The 16789-nt window shown below is 52.5% G+C and carries 15 protein-coding genes and 1 tRNA gene; 12 read left to right on the top strand and 4 right to left on the bottom strand.

Annotated features, from left to right (window positions below; all coding sequences use genetic code 11):
* The first annotated feature begins 111 nt into the window (after window positions 1-111).
* Both IQ268_RS21935 and IQ268_RS21930 read left to right on the top strand, forming a co-directional pair.
* Complete coding sequence (locus IQ268_RS21935) at window positions 112-1434, top strand: dihydrolipoamide acetyltransferase family protein (protein WP_193883718.1); 1323 nt, start codon at window positions 112-114, stop codon at window positions 1432-1434.
* A gap of 144 nt (window positions 1435-1578) precedes the next feature.
* Window positions 1579-1926, top strand: a complete 348-nt coding sequence (locus IQ268_RS21930) for a hypothetical protein (protein WP_193883716.1) — start codon at window positions 1579-1581, stop codon at window positions 1924-1926.
* Between the two features lie 17 nt (window positions 1927-1943).
* On the opposite strand, the gene IQ268_RS21925 is transcribed toward IQ268_RS21930, so the two are convergent.
* A tRNA-Ser gene (locus IQ268_RS21925) sits at window positions 1944-2028 on the bottom strand.
* Window positions 2029-2180: 152 nt separating this feature from the next.
* Here IQ268_RS21925 and IQ268_RS21920 point away from each other — a divergent pair.
* The 6 genes from IQ268_RS21920 (at window position 2181) to IQ268_RS21895 (ending at window position 6624) form a co-directional block, all read left to right on the top strand.
* The gene (locus IQ268_RS21920) at window positions 2181-2549 is read left to right on the top strand and encodes a 2Fe-2S iron-sulfur cluster-binding protein (protein WP_193883714.1); all 369 of its coding nucleotides are present in this window, start codon (window positions 2181-2183) and stop codon (window positions 2547-2549) included.
* A gap of 3 nt (window positions 2550-2552) precedes the next feature.
* A complete protein-coding gene (locus tag IQ268_RS21915) occupies window positions 2553-3104 on the top strand; it encodes a thermonuclease family protein (protein ID WP_339383467.1) in 552 nt (183 codons plus the stop codon).
* 113 nt (window positions 3105-3217) lie between these two features.
* A complete protein-coding gene (locus IQ268_RS21910; protein WP_193883712.1) occupies window positions 3218-4048 on the top strand; it encodes an inositol monophosphatase family protein in 831 nt (276 codons plus the stop codon).
* Between the two features lie 70 nt (window positions 4049-4118).
* Window positions 4119-5066 (top strand): J domain-containing protein, encoded by a 948-nt coding sequence (locus tag IQ268_RS21905; protein WP_193883709.1) that lies wholly within the window; start codon window positions 4119-4121, stop codon window positions 5064-5066.
* 12 nt (window positions 5067-5078) lie between these two features.
* On the top strand, window positions 5079-6311 hold the full coding sequence (locus tag IQ268_RS21900; protein WP_193883707.1) for an ATP phosphoribosyltransferase regulatory subunit: 1233 nt from the start codon (window positions 5079-5081) through the stop codon (window positions 6309-6311).
* An 85-nt stretch (window positions 6312-6396) separates the two neighbouring features.
* Window positions 6397-6624 carry a ferredoxin family protein gene (locus tag IQ268_RS21895; protein WP_193883705.1) on the top strand — a complete coding sequence of 76 codons (228 nt, stop codon included), beginning with the start codon at window positions 6397-6399 and terminating at the stop codon, window positions 6622-6624.
* A 72-nt stretch (window positions 6625-6696) separates the two neighbouring features.
* On the opposite strand, the gene tpiA is transcribed toward IQ268_RS21895, so the two are convergent.
* Window positions 6697-7422 carry a triose-phosphate isomerase gene (tpiA, locus tag IQ268_RS21890; RefSeq protein ID WP_193883703.1) on the bottom strand — a complete coding sequence of 242 codons (726 nt, stop codon included), beginning with the start codon at window positions 7420-7422 and terminating at the stop codon, window positions 6697-6699.
* 220 nt (window positions 7423-7642) lie between these two features.
* On the opposite strand from tpiA, the gene IQ268_RS21885 reads away from it, so the two are divergent.
* The 3 genes from IQ268_RS21885 to IQ268_RS21875 all read left to right on the top strand — a co-directional run bounded on the left by IQ268_RS21885 (window position 7643) and on the right by IQ268_RS21875 (window position 11806).
* Window positions 7643-9181 carry a DEAD/DEAH box helicase gene (locus IQ268_RS21885; protein ID WP_193883701.1) on the top strand — a complete coding sequence of 513 codons (1539 nt, stop codon included), beginning with the start codon at window positions 7643-7645 and terminating at the stop codon, window positions 9179-9181.
* 238 nt (window positions 9182-9419) lie between these two features.
* Entirely contained in the window at window positions 9420-11036 is a 1617-nt protein-coding gene (locus tag IQ268_RS21880) for a bifunctional pantoate--beta-alanine ligase/(d)CMP kinase (protein WP_193883792.1), read from the top strand.
* Window positions 11037-11065: 29 nt separating this feature from the next.
* Window positions 11066-11806, top strand: coding sequence for a Uma2 family endonuclease (locus IQ268_RS21875; RefSeq protein ID WP_193883699.1), 741 nt, complete (start codon window positions 11066-11068; stop codon window positions 11804-11806).
* Window positions 11807-11822: 16 nt separating this feature from the next.
* Here IQ268_RS21875 and IQ268_RS21870 read toward each other — a convergent pair whose 3' ends face one another.
* Complete coding sequence (locus IQ268_RS21870) at window positions 11823-12749, bottom strand: hypothetical protein (protein ID WP_193883697.1); 927 nt, start codon at window positions 12747-12749, stop codon at window positions 11823-11825.
* Between the two features lie 42 nt (window positions 12750-12791).
* Window positions 12792-14381: a serine/threonine-protein kinase gene (locus IQ268_RS21865; protein WP_193883695.1), complete on the bottom strand. Its 1590-nt coding sequence runs from the start codon at window positions 14379-14381 to the stop codon at window positions 12792-12794.
* A gap of 146 nt (window positions 14382-14527) precedes the next feature.
* Here IQ268_RS21865 and IQ268_RS21860 point away from each other — a divergent pair, with 146 nt between their 5' ends.
* Window positions 14528-16495, top strand: a complete 1968-nt coding sequence (locus IQ268_RS21860) for an NACHT domain-containing NTPase (RefSeq protein WP_193883693.1) — start codon at window positions 14528-14530, stop codon at window positions 16493-16495.
* Window positions 16496-16789: the final 294 nt, after the last annotated feature.

The following is a 16789-nucleotide window of genomic DNA, read 5'->3' as shown; positions in this document are numbered from 1 at the left end:
TAACGCTCGATCGAGGGTTCCTGTCCTGTTTTTGCTTGGTACCTTGCTCTGTCTCAGGGTAGAATTAGTGACTGCTTAAGTATTTATTTAGATTATTTCGGAAGCGACTCCATGATTCACGAAGTTTTCATGCCTGCCCTCAGCTCTACGATGACCGAAGGCAAGATTGTTTCCTGGGTGAAATCTCCTGGCGACAAAATTGAGAAAGGGGAAACGGTGGTCGTGGTGGAGTCCGATAAGGCAGATATGGACGTGGAATCGTTTCACGCCGGATACCTGGCAACTATTATCGTTCAGGCAGGGGAAACGGCTCCGGTTGGTCAGGCGATCGCCCTTGTGGCCGAAACCGAAGCTGAGATTGCGACAGCCGCTCAGCAAGCCAGCGAAAAAGCCACTCCAGCGGCAGCATCGCCCGCAGCCCAACCCGATCAGCCCGTCGCAGCCACCGCTACCGCCGGGCAAAACGGGGCAAGTACGGCTCCGGCACCTCTTCCCTCAGCCAAAAACGGTCGCATCGTTGCATCTCCGCGTGCCCGCAAACTGGCTAAAGACCTCAAGGTTGATCTCAACTCGCTGCACGGCAGCGGCCCACATGGGCGGATTGTGGCGGAAGATGTGGAGGCAGCAGCCGGGGTGAGTCCGGCTGTTGCCACACCAGCCGCTCCATCTCCGGCAGTGCAAACGGCACCGTCAAAACCAGCACCAGCACCAGTACCAGCGGCGGCAGCACCACCCACCGCTTCAGCAACCCCGGTTGTTGCCGGGCAGATTACGCCGTTTAACACCCTGCAAAACGCGGTGGTGCGAAACATGGCAGCCAGCCTTCAGGTACCCACATTCCGGGTAGGCTACACCATCACCACCGACAACCTGGATAAACTCTACAAGCAGATTAAGCCGAAGGGTGTCACCATGACAGCGCTGCTTGCTAAAGCGGTGGCTGTAACGTTACAAAAACACCCGCTATTGAACGCGAACTATACCGAGCAAGGGATTCAGCATCGCAGCAGTATCAACATTTCAGTGGCTGTGGCGATGGATGATGGTGGGCTAATTACTCCCGTGCTGCAACAGGCGGATCAAACCGATATCTACTCGCTCTCCCGAGCCTGGAAAGGGTTGGTCGATCGCGCCAGAGCCAAGCAGCTACAGCCCGACGAGTACAGCTCCGGCACATTCACCTTGTCGAATTTGGGGATGTTTGGGGTCGATCGCTTCGATGCCATTCTGCCGCCCGGACAGGGTTCGATTCTGGCGATCGGGGCATCTCGCCCGCAGGTGGTTGCCACTACAGACGGATTGATGGGCGTTCGCCAGCAAATGCAGGTCAACATCACCTGCGATCACCGCATTATTTATGGTGCCCATGCGGCTGCGTTCCTGCAAGATCTCGCAAAACTGATTGAAACCAACCCGCAGTCGTTGACGCTGTAATGTCGGGAACCTTAGCTCCGTCGGTGGCAGGTAGCTTCTGATGAATTTGAAGGCTAGAAGGGATATAGCTCCGTTCTAGCCTTTGTTCTGTTGCACGCAGATTGGCGTAGATTAAGAGAGTTAAATCGTTGAAGTGCCTGAACTGTGAAAATTACGATTGAAACCAATGGCAACCCGCTGGAGTTGGCGCGCTTAATCGAGGGGTTAATGCAATCTCTTGTGTTTCATCAAGGCGATGTGTTTGAACTGCACAACCAGCAGGGCAGTAGCACGTTAACCACCGCTGGAGAAGCCACTGCCCTGCATCAATGGCAGGCGATCGCCGATATTATTCGGCAAGCAGAGCAAACCTCAGAAGCACACCGCGTCCCGCTGGAAGATGCCCTGCGATCGCTCCTGAGCCACCACTTCAAGGTAGAACAGAAAGACGTACTCGCACTGGCTCATCTGCTGGCCGATCGCGCCCTCATTACCTCTCTAACTATCTTTTAGGAGTTGCTAATTGAAAACGGAGAGGGAGGGATTCGAACCCTCGTTAAGTTGCCCTAAACAGCATTTCCAGTGCTGCGCCTTCAACCACTCGGCCACCTCTCCAGGCGTATTCTGTTCTGTGACCAATTCAGCCACAGAATAGCTATGTTAGCAGAACTTGGGGAACTCTGGAAATAGAATCTGGAGTTTTGTGCATTTCACGCCGCTGCGCGCATTATCATAAGCGGTGTGTCCCGTTTTGTGAAAGAGGTTCGATGGTTCGCTTACACACTGTGCGGATTCACAACCGCCAGAAAGATACTTACCATTCCGTTCAAGTTCAAGAAGACCGTTACATTCTGGCATCGGCTGAAATGCAGGGGGTCGATTTACCCTTCTCATGCCGCAATGGAGCCTGTACAACCTGCGCTGTTCGGGTGGTATCGGGCGAGATTGACCAACCCGAAGCAATGGGGCTATCGCCCAAGCTGCAACAGCGGGGCTATGCATTGCTGTGCGTTAGCTATGCCCGATCAGACTTAGAAGTAGAAACTCAGGATGAGGATGAAGTGTACGAGTTACAGTTTGGTCGCTACTTTGGCAAGGGTAAGGTACGGCGTGGACTGCCGCTAGATGAGGATTAAGCAGTGCTGCTGCGGAACTGGGGTTTAGGCATTAGTGGACTAATTCTTGGCTGCATCCTGCTGCTCGGGGGCTGCCAGACGGCAACGGTTCCTCCGGGAAAACCAGTGGTGGTTTCGCGGGTAACAAGTGGGCAAACGCTAGAGGTATTGCCTGCAAACGGGCAATCGGCTCTGGCCGAACGCGTACGGCTGTTGGGAATTGAAGCGCCCAACTGGCAACAAACTCCGTGGAGTCATGATGCGAAGGCGGCGCTGGAGGCACTGGTTGGTTCTGAGAAGCGAGTGGTTTTAGAACCCGATCTGCAACCGCCGCTGGAACTGGAAGACGGACTGTCGCTGCAGTTGGCCTATGTGTGGCAGAACGGTGTGTTACTCAACGAACGCCTGGTTGAGGCAGGGTTGGCTCTGGCTGTGTCGCGATCGCCCAATATCAAATACGAGCAACGCCTCCTGCGTGCCCAAGAGAAAGCCCGATTAATGGGTGTTGGCATCTGGAATCCAAGCAACCCGATGCGGCAAACACCAGAAGAATTTCGACAACAGAGCCGTGCTTAAAGCGAAAGATTAGGGTGTAGGGTGTAGGAGGTAAATTGGGGTGCGAGGACGGTTAGACCAGACCCAGTCGCGGCCTCAAACCCTTGCTCTCCATTCTCTATCGTCACGTTCTAATGACTCAGCCCACTCCTGATCAGCTCCAGATTTTTCTTGATGTTGCGACTGAAGCTGCCCTAACGGCCGGAACGATATTGCAAGACTGTTGGGGCAAGCTAGAAACAATCGAGGAAAAAGGAAGACCGGGTGATTTAGTCACCGAGGCCGATAAAGCGTCCGAAGCAGCCATCCTCAACATACTGCAACGCCATTTTCCTACCCACTCCATCCTGGCGGAGGAATCGGGACAGCAAGGCACCAGAACCGATCGCTATTTGTGGGCGATCGATCCACTCGATGGCACCACGAACTATGCCCACCAGTACCCGTTTTATGCCGTCTCCATTGGATTGTTGATTGATGGCGTTCCTCAAGTTGGCGTTATTTTTGCCCCCTTCTTTCAAGACCTGTTTCGTGCCGCAAAAGGGTTAGGAGCAACTCGCAATCGCCATCCTATCCGGGTGTCTCAAACGGCAGAACTGCGGAACAGTTTACTGGTCACAGGGTTTGCATACGATCGCCGCGAAACCATTGACACCAATTATGCTGAATTTTGTCATTTGACCCACCTGACTCAGGGCGTACGGCGAGGCGGCTCGGCGGCCATTGACCTGGCTCATGTTGCCTGTGGACGGCTCGACGGCTACTGGGAACGAGGGCTGTCACCGTGGGATATGGCCGCCGGGGTGATCCTGGTTGAAGAAGCCGGTGGTCGGGTGACGGCCTATGATGGCAGCCCATTTGTCATCGATTCCGGACGCATTTTAGCAACGAACCATCATCTCCATTCGGTTTTGAGCCACGAACTACTTAAGATCAAGCCTTTACCAGAATTTGCTCCAATTTGAAAGCACTGATCTAAAGTATGGGCAAAGTACACTATAGGGAATCCTAGGGCAGGGAGTGGGGTTATACAGCATGTCTCTCAAAGTTGACCAAGGGCTATTTAGTTTAGACTTCATTGATCATCACGCAATTTTGGGCGTCCCTGTGGATGCTGATATTAAAGAGTTTCGTAAGCATTACCTCAAAATTGCCCGTCGCCTGCATCCAGATAGCTTCACTATGGAGGATTCAGGCGATCGCCAGCGTGCGGTTGATCTGCTGTCTAAGCTAGTGAACCCGGCCTACGAAAAGCTTTCCAATGAGCGCAACTACACAGAGTATTGCATTCTGCTACGGCTGAAAGGGCAACACGCCCTACGGCAGCAAGAAACCGTGGTTTTAGTCAGTGACGTTGCACGTCGCTTGGCCGCTGCTAGCGATTTAGATAATGCCTACCGGGCAGGGGTTCGAGGCTTGTTTGCCAGACAGTATGAAGATTTGAGTCAAACCCTGGATGTAATCGGTCAAATCAGCGAGCTTAATCTGGTTTACTTGATGCGTAAAGAAGGGCGCGGTGAATCGGCCATTAGCCCTGGCAAGAGCCAGAGTTCTGCCACGGCTACTGCGTCCCCGTCCATCCCAAAGGTGCAACCACCCGCCCAGCCTGCTACGCCGCCCAGAGAATCTGTGGTTGAGAGCTATTTGCGGCGTGCTCAGGAGTTTGAGAGCAAGCAAGATTACGGCAAAGCCATTCAGGAGTTACGGGAGGCCATTCAGCTTGATGCGGCCAATAGCAACTGCCATAGTCGCCTTGGCATCGTTTATCTCAAGACGAATCAGATTACGATGGCGAAAATTCATTTCAATCAGGCATTAAAATTGAATCCGAATGATTCGCTTGCACTGGAAGGCAAACGCCGAGTTGAGCCATCCAGCGAGAGCAAGAGTGCAACAGTCGCTAAGAAAGCCGATCCTAAAGGGGCTAAACCCGATAAATCGGGGGGTGGCCTATTTGGGATGTTTGGTGGAAAGAAAAAATAATCATTGAAACGAATGGTCTATCAACCCCCGGTTGGAGCTAGAGATCTCTTTCCCCTGGAGGTCGCCCAAAAACGTTGGATTGAAGAACGCGTACAGCAGGTTTTTCACGGTTGGGGATATCACCGCATTATTACCTCGACGCTAGAGCGGTTAGAAACACTGATGGCGGGTGATGCCGTTCAGCCGTCTACAGTGATTCAGTTGCAAGTCGATGAGCAGGTGCTGGGGCTGCGTCCTGAGCTGACCGCGTCGATCGCCCGTGCCGCTGTGACGCGCATGGCAGGTGTGACCCATCCCCAACGGCTGTACTATAACGCCAATGTCTTTCGACGGGCGCTAGCTGGCAGCCACAACCGCCAACTGGAGTTTTATCATGCCGGGGTAGAGTTGCTTGGCAGTGAGGGGGGGGTGGCCGATGCCGAAATTCTGCTATTGCTAGCCGACTGCATTCGCCACTTGGGCATCGGCCAATGGCATCTGGTGTTGGGTGAAGCGGGTTTGACGCGATCGCTCCTATCCGCATTTCCTGAAGCCTTGCGAGAAGCAGTGAGAGAAGCGATCGCCAACCTGGATCGAATTGCGTTGGAAACGTTGCCCTTGAGTGCCGAGTTGCGCGATCGCGCCCTGTTTATTCTGGATTTGCGTGGCCGTCCGGCTGACGTGCTGCAACGAATTTCCAGCCTGGACTTAGACGCGCAGCAGCGAGCGACGGTTAGCAATCTCAAAACCTTGCTTGATCTGCTGCAAGAGAGCCTTACGGCTCAACAGCACCCGCAGTTCTCCTTAATCTTGGATCTGAGCCTGATTCAGACCTTTGACTACTACACGGGGATTTTCTTTGAAGTGGTCAGCAGTGGCACTGGCGAGCGGCGAATTTTGGGGCGAGGAGGGCGATACGACCACCTGTTGGGGCTGTATCACCCGCAAGCCGAGACCTATCCTGGGGTTGGGTTTGTGCTGCATATTGACGATTTACACCAGATGCTTTTACCAACCGGGCAGTTGCCCTCTCGTACCCCTCCAAGCCATTGGCTGATTGTTCCTGTGTCTAACCAGGCATACGCGGCAGCCTTTACCTATGCCAAAAAAATTCGAGAGTCGGCTCACCTGGTTCGAGTCGAGATGAAGCTGAAGATTGGAGAGCCAGCCGACAAAGTGCACGAGTATGCCCGCCGCCGTGGTATTAGTCAAATTGCCTGGATTGATGACCAGGGCTTGCCTCAGATTGAGACGGTTGGCCAGTAGGGAGGATGTCACTAGAGCGATCGCTGTTAGGCTAGATGAGTAAAGCCGATCAAGGCTCACCTACCGATCGCAAAGAGAGAACACTGTGGCCCATACGATTTTGACCAATACCTGTGAGGGTGTTGCAGATTGTGTTGACGCTTGTCCGGTGGCCTGTATTCATGAAGGCCCCGGCAAGAATACCAAAGGAACAGACTGGTACTGGATCGACTTTGCCACCTGCATTGATTGCGGCATTTGTCTGCAAGTCTGCCCTGTAGAAGGGGCGATCGTTCCAGAGGAACGACCTGATTTGCAAGAAACACCGCAATAGGTCGTAATTCACAGCAAAGAGGGGCGGTTCACAAACCGCCCCTCTTTTGACTCAGATGTGGATTCAGATGGTTTATTGGTAATTGACGATGCGGGCGAAGCTGTCGGGCGTGAGGCTGGCTCCGCCAACGAGTGCCCCATCGATATCGGGCTGCGCCATAATCTCATCGATGTTGTCTGGTTTCACCGAACCGCCATATTGAATAGGCACGTCTGGGTTTTTAAGCTGGCTGCGAATCAGAGCCGTAATTCGGTTGGCTTCGAGTGTTTCGCAGGTGTCGCCAGTGCCGATCGCCCAAATAGGTTCATAGGCAATCACAAGCTGTGATTGATCTACCCCTTCTAGATCGGCTTGCAGTTGACCAACAATCAGCGATTCAGTTTCGCCTGCATCTCGCTGTTGTTTGCTTTCACCCACACAGAGAATGGGAATTAGCCCGTGGTTTTGCGCTGCTTTCAGGCGCAGGTTGACCGTTTCATCCGTTTCGCCAAAAAATTGGCGGCGCTCACTGTGACCCACCACCACATACCGAACGCCAAATTCAGTCAGCATGGCACCAGAGATTTCACCTGTATATGCTCCGCTGGCTTCCCAATGAACATTTTGGGCACCGAGCCTGACACGGCTGCCGTGCAAGTTTTTGGAAAGTGCGCCCAACGCGGTAAACGGCACGCAAAGCACGATTTCGCGATCGTCTGGTGTTTCATCGAGCTGTTTTAGAAACCCATGCAGAAATTCTAGGGATTCTGCCTGAGTCTTATGCATTTTCCAGTTGCCAGCAATAACAATCTTACGCACAGGTGATTCGTGTATGGTTGAACACATTATGGGGATGCATCCTATAGTCTAAGCCTGTCTGCGACCAATGAACAGTCTTGGATTTAGATTTTGGTAATGCGGTAGGAATGCGGTACAGTCTGAAGTAGTTGAGGTTTAGTACTGACGTTCTGAATGAGCCTCACTACACACTAAAGGCAAAATTGAGAGCCAGCAGAATCTAGGGCAGCTTAGAGGCAGAATGGGTCGCACCCCTACTTTAAAGTTTGATCGGGGCACGCTTGTCTTGCATCCACCCCCCAAAGGCAAGAGCTGGGTGGAATATGCCACCTGGGACGATCGCGTTGAAAAGTTTCGTATTCCTGCCATTCAGTATCGTGAACTGGTTGAAACGTTGCAGACAGAGGGGACGACCTTTACCGATGAGGCCAAAGCGTTTGATGCGATCGCCCTCAAAGCCAGCTTAGAACGTCAGCCCTATGCCCATCAGCAAGAAGCGCTCGATGCCTGGGTTTCTGCCGGACGTAAAGGCGTGGTCGTTTTGCCCACCGCTGCCGGAAAAACCTACCTGGCGCAGATGGCGATGCAGGTCACACCTCGCAGCACCTTAATTACTGTGCCAACGCTGGACTTGATGCATCAGTGGTATGCCCATTTGCTAGCAGCATTTCCCGATGCTGATGTGGGATTACTGGGAGGCGGATCGCGCGATCGCACTCAAATTTTGATTGCCACGTATGACAGTGCCGCCATTCATGCTGAATCGTTGGGCAACCGCTATGCTCTGCTCATCTGCGATGAGTGCCATCACTTACCCAGCGATTTTAATCGGGTGATTGCGGAATACGCGATCGCGCCCTATCGGTTGGGGTTAACGGCCACGCCCGATCGCAGCGATGGCAGACATGCTGATTTAGATACATTGCTGGGAAGTGTCGTGTACTACCGCACCGCGTCAGACCTAGCAGGCGGAGCGCTAGCCGATCACGAAATTGTGCAAATTAAGGTGAAGCTGTCGCAGCAGGAGCGCGATCGCTATGATGCGCTGATTCAAACACGGAATGCCTTTTTGCAACAGTCCAACATTTTTCTAGGCAGTCTCCAGGGCTGGCAGCGGTTTGTGCAGGCCAGTGCCCAATCCCAGGCCGGACGACGAGCCATGCTGGCACATCGAGAAGCCAAGGCGATCGCCCTTGGCACTGAAGGCAAGTTGCGGGTGTTAGCGGATGTGTTGGCGCAGCACTATCCAGAGCAAACGCTGATTTTTACCAACGACAACGCTACCGTTTACCGCATCTCGCAGGATTTTTTGATTCCAGCACTTACGCATCAAACTCCGGTTAAGGAGCGGCATGAGATTTTGCAACACTTTCGGGACGGGACGTACAACGCTCTTGTTGCCTCCCATGTGCTGAATGAGGGCGTTGATGTGCCAGAAGCGAGTGTTGCTGTGTTGCTGTCTGGAACCGGATCGGCCAGAGAATACATTCAACGATTGGGACGGGTGTTGCGAAAAGGAAAAAACCAAAAGTTCGCTTTGCTATATGAAGTCGTTGCCGAAGAAACGACCGAAGAACAGGTGTCGCGGCGGCGACGACAGCCCCAAAGCGATCGCCCACGTTCGTCGGGACAGCTCGAACTTATCCCCACCCGTTCGCCCTATGATGTGGCTACTCCGCAGCCCTACCGCGCGGCTGACACGGTTGCCGATTGGTTGGCAGAGTCATCTTCAGACACAATCTCTCCGGATAGCATTTCCGACAAAGAGGAAGAAAATTAAGTATTCTAAGAAGGTTAAAAATGCCTAAAGGTTGAGGTGGAAGCGTGTTGTTAAGGCACGGGATTGGAGGAATTTTGTACACTACTAGGCAAGGGGTCGGTTAGGCAAGGTTGGTTAGTCCAGAACTCGGTTATTGGCACTGCCCGCACGCTTGCCACAAGAATGGAACATTCGTTAAGCGAAGCGCTGTTTAGGTTTTAGGGTTTTTATTATTTTGATGGTTTATCAATGAACTATGGTGCGCGTATTTACCACCATTGCGGGCTTGCGTTGCTATGTGGCGCTAAAACGCTCTGAACCGCCTCTGGAGGATGCGATCGATCAGCCTGGTCTTCATCCGGTTGGTGTCAAGGTTGGCTTTGTGCCGACAATGGGCGCTCTCCATGCTGGACATTTGAACTTGATTGAGCGATCGCGGCGTGAGAATGACGTGGTGATTGTCAGTATTTTTGTCAATCCGCTCCAGTTCGGGCCAAACGAAGACTTCCAGCAGTATCCCCGTCCAATCGAGCAAGATACCCAGTTGTGTGAGCAAGCGGGTGTCGATGCCATCTTCTCTCCTTCCCCTGAGGAACTTTATGGGTCGCCCTATCCCCCTGTTAGTGATAGGGTGACCCAAGTGATTCCACCCTTCCAGATGATGTCTGGTTTGTGTGGGCGATCGCGACCCGGACACTTTCAGGGCGTTGCTACAGTGGTTACGAAGTTATTAAATATTGTGCAACCCGATCGCGCCTATTTTGGCCGTAAGGATGCTCAACAGCTTGCTATTTTGCGGCGCTTAGTAGCCGACCTCAATATCCCAGTTGATATTGTGGCCTGCCGCATTGTGCGAGAACCGAACGGACTGGCGATGAGTTCCCGCAATCGGTACCTCACCTCTGACCAGTACGACAAAGCGGCTGTACTCTATCGCAGCTTGCAGCGAGCCGAGAGCATTTTCCAACTGGGCAAGCATTACCGAGAAGCGCTAGTCCAGGCCGTTGAAACCGAATTGGCAACGGTTCCTGATGTGCAGCCAGAATACATTGAATTAGTTCACCCCGATACTATGATGCCGCTAGAACAAATTGAAGACGTAGGACTATTAGCGATCGCCGCTCGAATGGGTTCCACCCGCCTGATTGATAATATGGTGCTGCGAAATCGCAAACCCATAGTGGCGATCGATGGCCCCGCTGGTGTGGGTAAAACAACCGTAGTCCGCCAGGTTGCCACCGAGCTAGGGCTATTGCACATTGATACGGGTGCCATGTATCGAGCGGCTACCTGGCTAGCGTTACAGTCTGGTCTGGCCATTGACGACGAGGCCGCGATCGCAGAGATGGTGAGCCAGTGCCAAATTGAGTTGGGCAGCCAAAAGACCGAAGATGCAAACAGCCAATCTCCCCAGGTTCACATCAACGGACACAATGTCACCACTGCCATTCGTAGCTTAGACGTAACACAACAGGTATCTGCGATCGCCGCTCAACCCGCTGTTCGTAAAATTTTGGTGAAGCAACAGCAAGCCTACGGTCGAGGAGGTGGGGTGGCAATGGAAGGACGAGACATCGGTACCCACGTTTTCCCGGATGCTGAATTAAAGATTTTTCTCACCGCCTCGGTGCAAGAACGTGCCAGACGGCGACAGATCGATCTAAAAAACCAAGGACAGGCCGAGGTGGACTTGGGCGAACTGGAACGGCTGATTGATGAGCGCGATCGCAAAGATAGCACTCGTCAAGTTTCTCCACTGCAAAAAGCGCCCGATGCGATCGAAATCAACACCGACCGATTGAGCATTGCTGAAGTCACCGCCACGATTGTTGGCCTTTATCAAGAGCGGCTATCTGAGGTACATTCCCACCGCTAAGATCAAATCAGCTCCTTGTGGAGGTTGCCATGTTCCGCTACGATCCACGCCTGTGCTTGCCGTCTTCGGCAGAGCTACCCGACTCTGACGACACTCCCGTGGATAACGAACTCCAAGATCTCATCCCTGGCCTGCTCAAGATGATCCTGGCTCAGATCTGGAGCAAGCGCATGGACTGGTTTTTTGGAGTCGATATGGGTATCTATTACGACCCGGAAAAATCGGCGATCGTCCCGGATGGCTTTCTCAGCTTAGGGGTCGAGCGGATCGTGGATGAAGAACTGCGCCTTAGCTATGTGTTGTGGGAGGAGGACAACATTCCTCCTATCCTGACCCTGGAGGTGGTTTCACAGAAATACCGACGAGAATACTCTGCCAAAAAGAACCTGTATGCAGAGATGGGCGTTTTGTATTACGCCATTTACTCGTCTCGTCGCCGCCGCAAACCCCGGTTAGAACTCTATCGGCTCGTGGATGGTGAGTATCTGTTGCAGTCGGGTGAGCCTTTCTGGATGCCCGAAATTGGGTTGGGCTTGGGACGCGAACGGGGCACCCATCAGGGCATTACTCGGGAATGGTTGTATTGGTATGACCAACAGGGCGATCGCTACCTCACCCCAGATGAACGGGCAGAACAGGCAGAGCAACGAGCAGAGCAGGCACAGCAGCAGGCCGAACAGGCGCAACAGCAAGCCGAGCAGGAACGACAGCTTCGGGAAGAACTGCTTGCTAAATTGCGTCAGCGGGGCATTGATCCGGACAGCCTTTAGTCCGGTGAACTATCAATTACGGTAAAGGGAAGTACACGATCGCATCGTAATTATCGAAAAAAGATTTGAGATCCCAGCGGTAGTTATAGAGAGCTGGAGCGATCGCTTGTGTGTTGGGTATGACAAACGCTTGGTTGTTTAGAGTGGCGCGTTGAATGGCGATCGTGAGTGGATTAGACTGAGCCGACGAGACAACCAGCACGCTCTTACTTTGCTCTCGCGGAACGACAACGCCTGCAACCTGGCGGAAAAATGGGCGAGCGTTCCCCAAACCCAAATCGTGAGCCGCGCAGTGATTCGCACCGTACAGGGCAACATGACGCTGATCCGATCGCCATCCCTCCTGAATATTTTGAGCAATGAACCCGTCACGGCTTAAGCGGCGGCGATCGGAGTTGGCCTGTTCTTGATTGCGCCATGCGGTCTGTTGGTCGGTTTCATCTATCCCAACGATTTGCACGTTAGGATTTCGTGTTTTTGCGGCTCGAATCACCAAGCCAATATCAGCTCCCAAAAGGCGGATGGGGTTCGTTCCGGAGGACGCATTGGCAAGCAGTTCATTCGCTTGATCGGCATCAGCTTCCAGCAACAACTGGTTAACATCCAGTTGCGGAAAAATTGTTTGCGCCAGAAATTGCCGAAACGATTCGTTGTGTGTTTCGCCCAAACAAAGAAACTGAATGTTAGATTGGTTGATTTGTTGAAGCCAATCCGCCACCGTTACCTGGTTCTCGATTAACGCTGCTTGTAAATCTAGATGGTCGGCTAACCAAAACGATCGCTCCAGATGTTCGGCAAACGGCGGCATGACATCGGCTGGATTGGCAGGACTAGTATCCGGTGGGGGTGAGGGAATTGTTTGTGCGCCTAGCCTGGGTTGAATTACAACGACCAGTAAGATTAGAACCCCTATCAGCAGGATGCCTCTGATACCTCTCGGCATACTATTCCCTCCGTCAACTCTCTGCGAGTCTAACAGCTTCCCTTAGTCATCATCATTGTCATCGTCATCACCCCGGCGTTGACCTCGCCGCCCTGGTTGTTCTCTTGCGTCTCTCAGACGTTCTCTCAGTTCGGTTTCCATGCCCCGCAAATAGTCTTCACGCGCTCTGCGAATCTCCCTGAGACAGTCTTCGGCTTCTTTTCGCGGCTTGGTTAAACAGTTCTCCAATTCTGCTTGAAGTTCGCTTAATCGCTCGTTTTGTGCCTGGGTCGCTTGCGATTCCTCTAGCGTAGGAGCGGTTTGAGGCGTTGCAGATGGAGCAGGATCAGGAGCAACAGCAGGAGCAGGCACAGCAGCAGGAGCAGGAGCAGGCACAGTTCCAGGATCAGTTGGTGCGGGTGGTTCCCTTCCTATAGGCTCGGCTGGATAGGGTCCGCTACCAGGAACAGATTCCACAGTGGTTGGCATGGCTGGCAGCGATTCTTCTACGGCAGCAGGCACCTCACGGGGTTCTGTTGGGGATGGTGGTTCACTGGTCGTAAGCGGTTGCGTTGAACCGAGGCTGGAGGGCTGGGATGCTTCAGCCGCTGGAGACGATGAGGCTGGAGGGCGCGATTTGAACCATGCGTTGCCGAGTGCAACGGTCAAGATAACCGCAGCCACGAGACTCGCCGCAAATAGTGGGCGATCGCTCCATCGGCTGACCAGAGGCAGCGCTACATTGGCAGAACTTGGTTGAGCCGAGGGGCGATGTTGGGGAATGAGCGGCAAGGTTACCACTTGACTGGCGGTTCCAGGCCGTATTGCTGTTGGAGCACTACTTGCATCGTCGGGCAATAATGCCAACCACTCGTCCACGCTGTCAGGGCGAAACTGCGGCTCCACAGACATGCCACGCATTACCGCCTGACTAACGGCTTCACTCAACTCTGGCCGAAGCTCGTGGGGAGCGGGCAGCGGTTTTTGCTTCCGTAACACAGAGGCGATCGGCACTTGAGCCGTTAGCAAGGTGTAGAGTGTCCCGGCTAACGCGTAGATATCTGTCGCAGGGGAACGCCGTGTTTGGATGATGTATTGCTCAATGGGCGCATAGCCTGCGGAAACCATTCCCGTATGTGTCTGGGTTTGGTCGGGCGTAAACTCACGAGCAATGCCAAAGTCAATTAGCATAACTTGTTTGGTGCCCTGCCGCCAGATCAAATTGCGTGGCTTCACGTCTCGATGCAGTAGTCCGTTTTGATGCACCACCTTGAGCGCATCACCCACTTGCCGAATGCAATGGATCGCCATCGCTTCTTGCAGCGGGTTATCTGGCAACACGATGTCTGCTAGCGTTTCGCCAGGAATGTAATCCATGACGATGTAAGGCAGTCCGTCTTCAATGAAGAAGTCACTGACGCGCACAATGTTGGGATGAGAACACATTGCTAATCGTCTGGCTTCGTCCTGAAACTGACGGTTGGAGTCGGGAAAGCTGGGGTCTTGGCGCAGCGATTCGTTGAGGGTTTTAATTACAACGGTCTGCTTGAGTACGTGATGAGTTGCTTTGTAGGTAACGCCAAAACCACCCTGCCCCAATTCCTGGTCGAGGGTATATTTTCCGTCTTGGAGTGTCCTTCCAGTGGAGGTCATTGTGATATGGCATAGGACGGATAAGGTGTCAGTCTGCTTAACCGTCTGGTTAGTTCCACGGAATCTACTGGGTCATAGATTCTTTAAATTGGGACGCTTGCGATCGATCGCCTATCCTTGGCATAACCCCCAAACTTCCTGCTACCATGACCGGACTTGACCTGATTGCTGCTGCAACCGCTGGCCTGACGGGTTTAATCACCAAAACCATTGTGGATACAGGCGGCAAACTGCTGGGACGATATGATTTTGACCTGAACCAGCTTCGTCATCAACTTCAAGGAGCGTCGCGGGAATACGCTCAACGGTACAACAATCGCCACGGCTCGCTAAAAGTGCTGGGAATGCGAGAACCTGTGGCACTGGAATCTATCTACACCGCCGTCAGGTTTCTCCAAAACCAGGACATCCTCAACTTTGTTTCTCCTGAAGCGTTAGAAAAATCGTTTCGCCAAGACGGACGTATTCGGTTTCGATCGCAGAAGTGCGAAAAGCTCTGGGGAATTGACGTGGCAAATAGTACCAAACGGTTGATGGTACTGGGTGAACCCGGAGCCGGAAAGTCAACCTTTCTGCGGCGCATGGGGCTTGAAGCCTTGAAGGGCAAACAGGGAAAGTACAGGCATGAATGTCTGCCCATTTTTCTGGAACTCAAGAGTTTTGATGCGGGTACGCTCGACATTGAGCAAGAAATTATCAAAGAGTTCCGTTACTGTGGCTATCCTTATCCCGAAGAATCGACTCAGCGACTCTTAAAGGAAGGCAAACTGCTGGTGTTGCTGGATGGGTTGGATGAGGTGCCGAGCGATCGCCTCAACACCACCATCACCCAAATTCAGAACGTTGTAGACCAATACGACAAAAACCGCTTTATCGCCTCATGCCGCACTGCGGCCTATCGCCACAACTTTCATCGGTTTACCGATGTGGCAATGGCCGATTTTGATGATGAACAGATTGAACACTTCATCAACAACTGGTTTCAATCCGAGGAAGACAAGGCTATTGGCACCGCTCAGAACTGTTGGGAAATCTTGCAGAAGCGAGAGAATGAAGCGGCAAAAGAGCTGGCACACACGCCTCTGTTGCTAACGTTTCTCTGTTTAACGTACGATCGCTCCCAAACCTTTCCCGAAAATCGCAGTGTGCTGTATCGCAAAGCCTTACGAATTTTGCTGGAAGAATGGGCAGCCGAAAAACGGATTCTGCGGGACGCAATTTACCAGGGTTTGAATACCGAGCTAGAGGAAGTATTACTCTCAGAAATTGCCCACGATGGCTTTGAGCAAGACCAGCTTTTCTTTCCCCAACGAGAACTGGTAGGGCAGATTAAGCGATTTCTTGCCAGCAATCTCAATGCGCCGACTCATCTGGATGGTGAGGCCGTGTTGAGCGCCATTGCGATTCAGCAAGGCATTTTAGTGGAACGGGCAGAGGACATCTACTCGTTCTCTCATCTGACGCTGCAAGAGTATTTAACGGCACAATACATCGTCGATAATCAGCAGATTCAACCGTTAGTTGCTAACTATTTGATAGATGAACGATGGCGAGAAGTGTTTTTGCTAGTAGCAGGGCTAATGCCGGGACGCAAAGGAGCCGACGACCTGTTGTTGCTAACGGAACAGCAGACACAAACGTACATCAACACTCCTAAACTACGCACCTTACTGAAATGGTCAGATGCAGCAACGGCTGATTCAGATGGAGATTATAAACCTGCTGCCAAACAAGTAGCGGCTATTTTCCTCGCCCTCGACCGCGCCCTCGACCGCGCCCTCGACCTCGCCCGCGAATTTGCAAAACTAAAAATCTTTAAATCCGTTGACTTTTCAGCACTGATTGCTCAACTAGAAGCCCTTAAATCAGAAGTCCCAACTGATGATCAACCTGTTGAAGTACGTCGAGCGTTTGTCGATCGCCTTCTGCAACTCTGGTTTAATGCACTTGATCTCGATCCAGATGTGGCGAAGCTGTCTGAAGATGAAATAACGGCTCTAAACAACTACTTTTATGCCAACGAGTTGATGGTGCGGTGCAAAGAGGCCGCAATGCGGGTGTCGCCCCAAATATGGGCAGAGATCGACGAGAGAATGCTGACGGTGAGAGAATAAGGTGCCTTGGGTTGCGGTATTGCAACCGCCTGTTGGCGATCAACTTGCGTGCATACAACAGCTTGATCGAGTATCAAATATTTATCATTACGAATAGTAACGTTTTATGTGTGTTGCTTGTGTTGCTTGTGTTGCAGCCGACCTCTATGTGTCTAGTCTCTTCGTTTAGCGCCTTTAGGACGTTTGCGTAGTAAGTCAGCTCATCTTTCAGGTATTCAAATACACGCAGATTGATTCGGCAAATACGTAGGCGGCAAGTTATTGTCTCCAAATATTAAGTATTCATTCCCCTGG

It is taken from the genome of Oculatella sp. LEGE 06141, from assembly GCF_015207605.1.
Lineage (GTDB): Bacteria > Cyanobacteriota > Cyanobacteriia > Elainellales > Elainellaceae > Oculatella.
This window is presented reverse-complemented; position numbering and strand designations above follow the sequence as displayed.

Excerpts from the sequence above, each read along its gene's own strand:
- IQ268_RS21935 (WP_193883718.1), top strand. The coding sequence starts at position 112 with ATGATTCACGAAGTTTTCATGCCTGCCCTCAGCTCTACGATGACCGAA.
- IQ268_RS21920 (WP_193883714.1), top strand. The coding sequence starts at position 2,181 with ATGGTTCGCTTACACACTGTGCGGATTCACAACCGCCAGAAAGATACT.
- IQ268_RS21910 (WP_193883712.1), top strand. The coding sequence starts at position 3,218 with ATGACTCAGCCCACTCCTGATCAGCTCCAGATTTTTCTTGATGTTGCG.
- IQ268_RS21905 (WP_193883709.1), top strand. The coding sequence starts at position 4,119 with ATGTCTCTCAAAGTTGACCAAGGGCTATTTAGTTTAGACTTCATTGAT.
- IQ268_RS21900 (WP_193883707.1), top strand. The coding sequence starts at position 5,079 with ATGGTCTATCAACCCCCGGTTGGAGCTAGAGATCTCTTTCCCCTGGAG.
- IQ268_RS21885 (WP_193883701.1), top strand. The coding sequence starts at position 7,643 with ATGGGTCGCACCCCTACTTTAAAGTTTGATCGGGGCACGCTTGTCTTG.
- IQ268_RS21875 (WP_193883699.1), top strand. The coding sequence starts at position 11,066 with ATGTTCCGCTACGATCCACGCCTGTGCTTGCCGTCTTCGGCAGAGCTA.
- IQ268_RS21870 (WP_193883697.1), bottom strand. The coding sequence starts at position 12,749 with ATGCCGAGAGGTATCAGAGGCATCCTGCTGATAGGGGTTCTAATCTTA.
- IQ268_RS21865 (WP_193883695.1), bottom strand. The coding sequence starts at position 14,381 with ATGACCTCCACTGGAAGGACACTCCAAGACGGAAAATATACCCTCGAC.
- IQ268_RS21860 (WP_193883693.1), top strand. The coding sequence starts at position 14,528 with ATGACCGGACTTGACCTGATTGCTGCTGCAACCGCTGGCCTGACGGGT.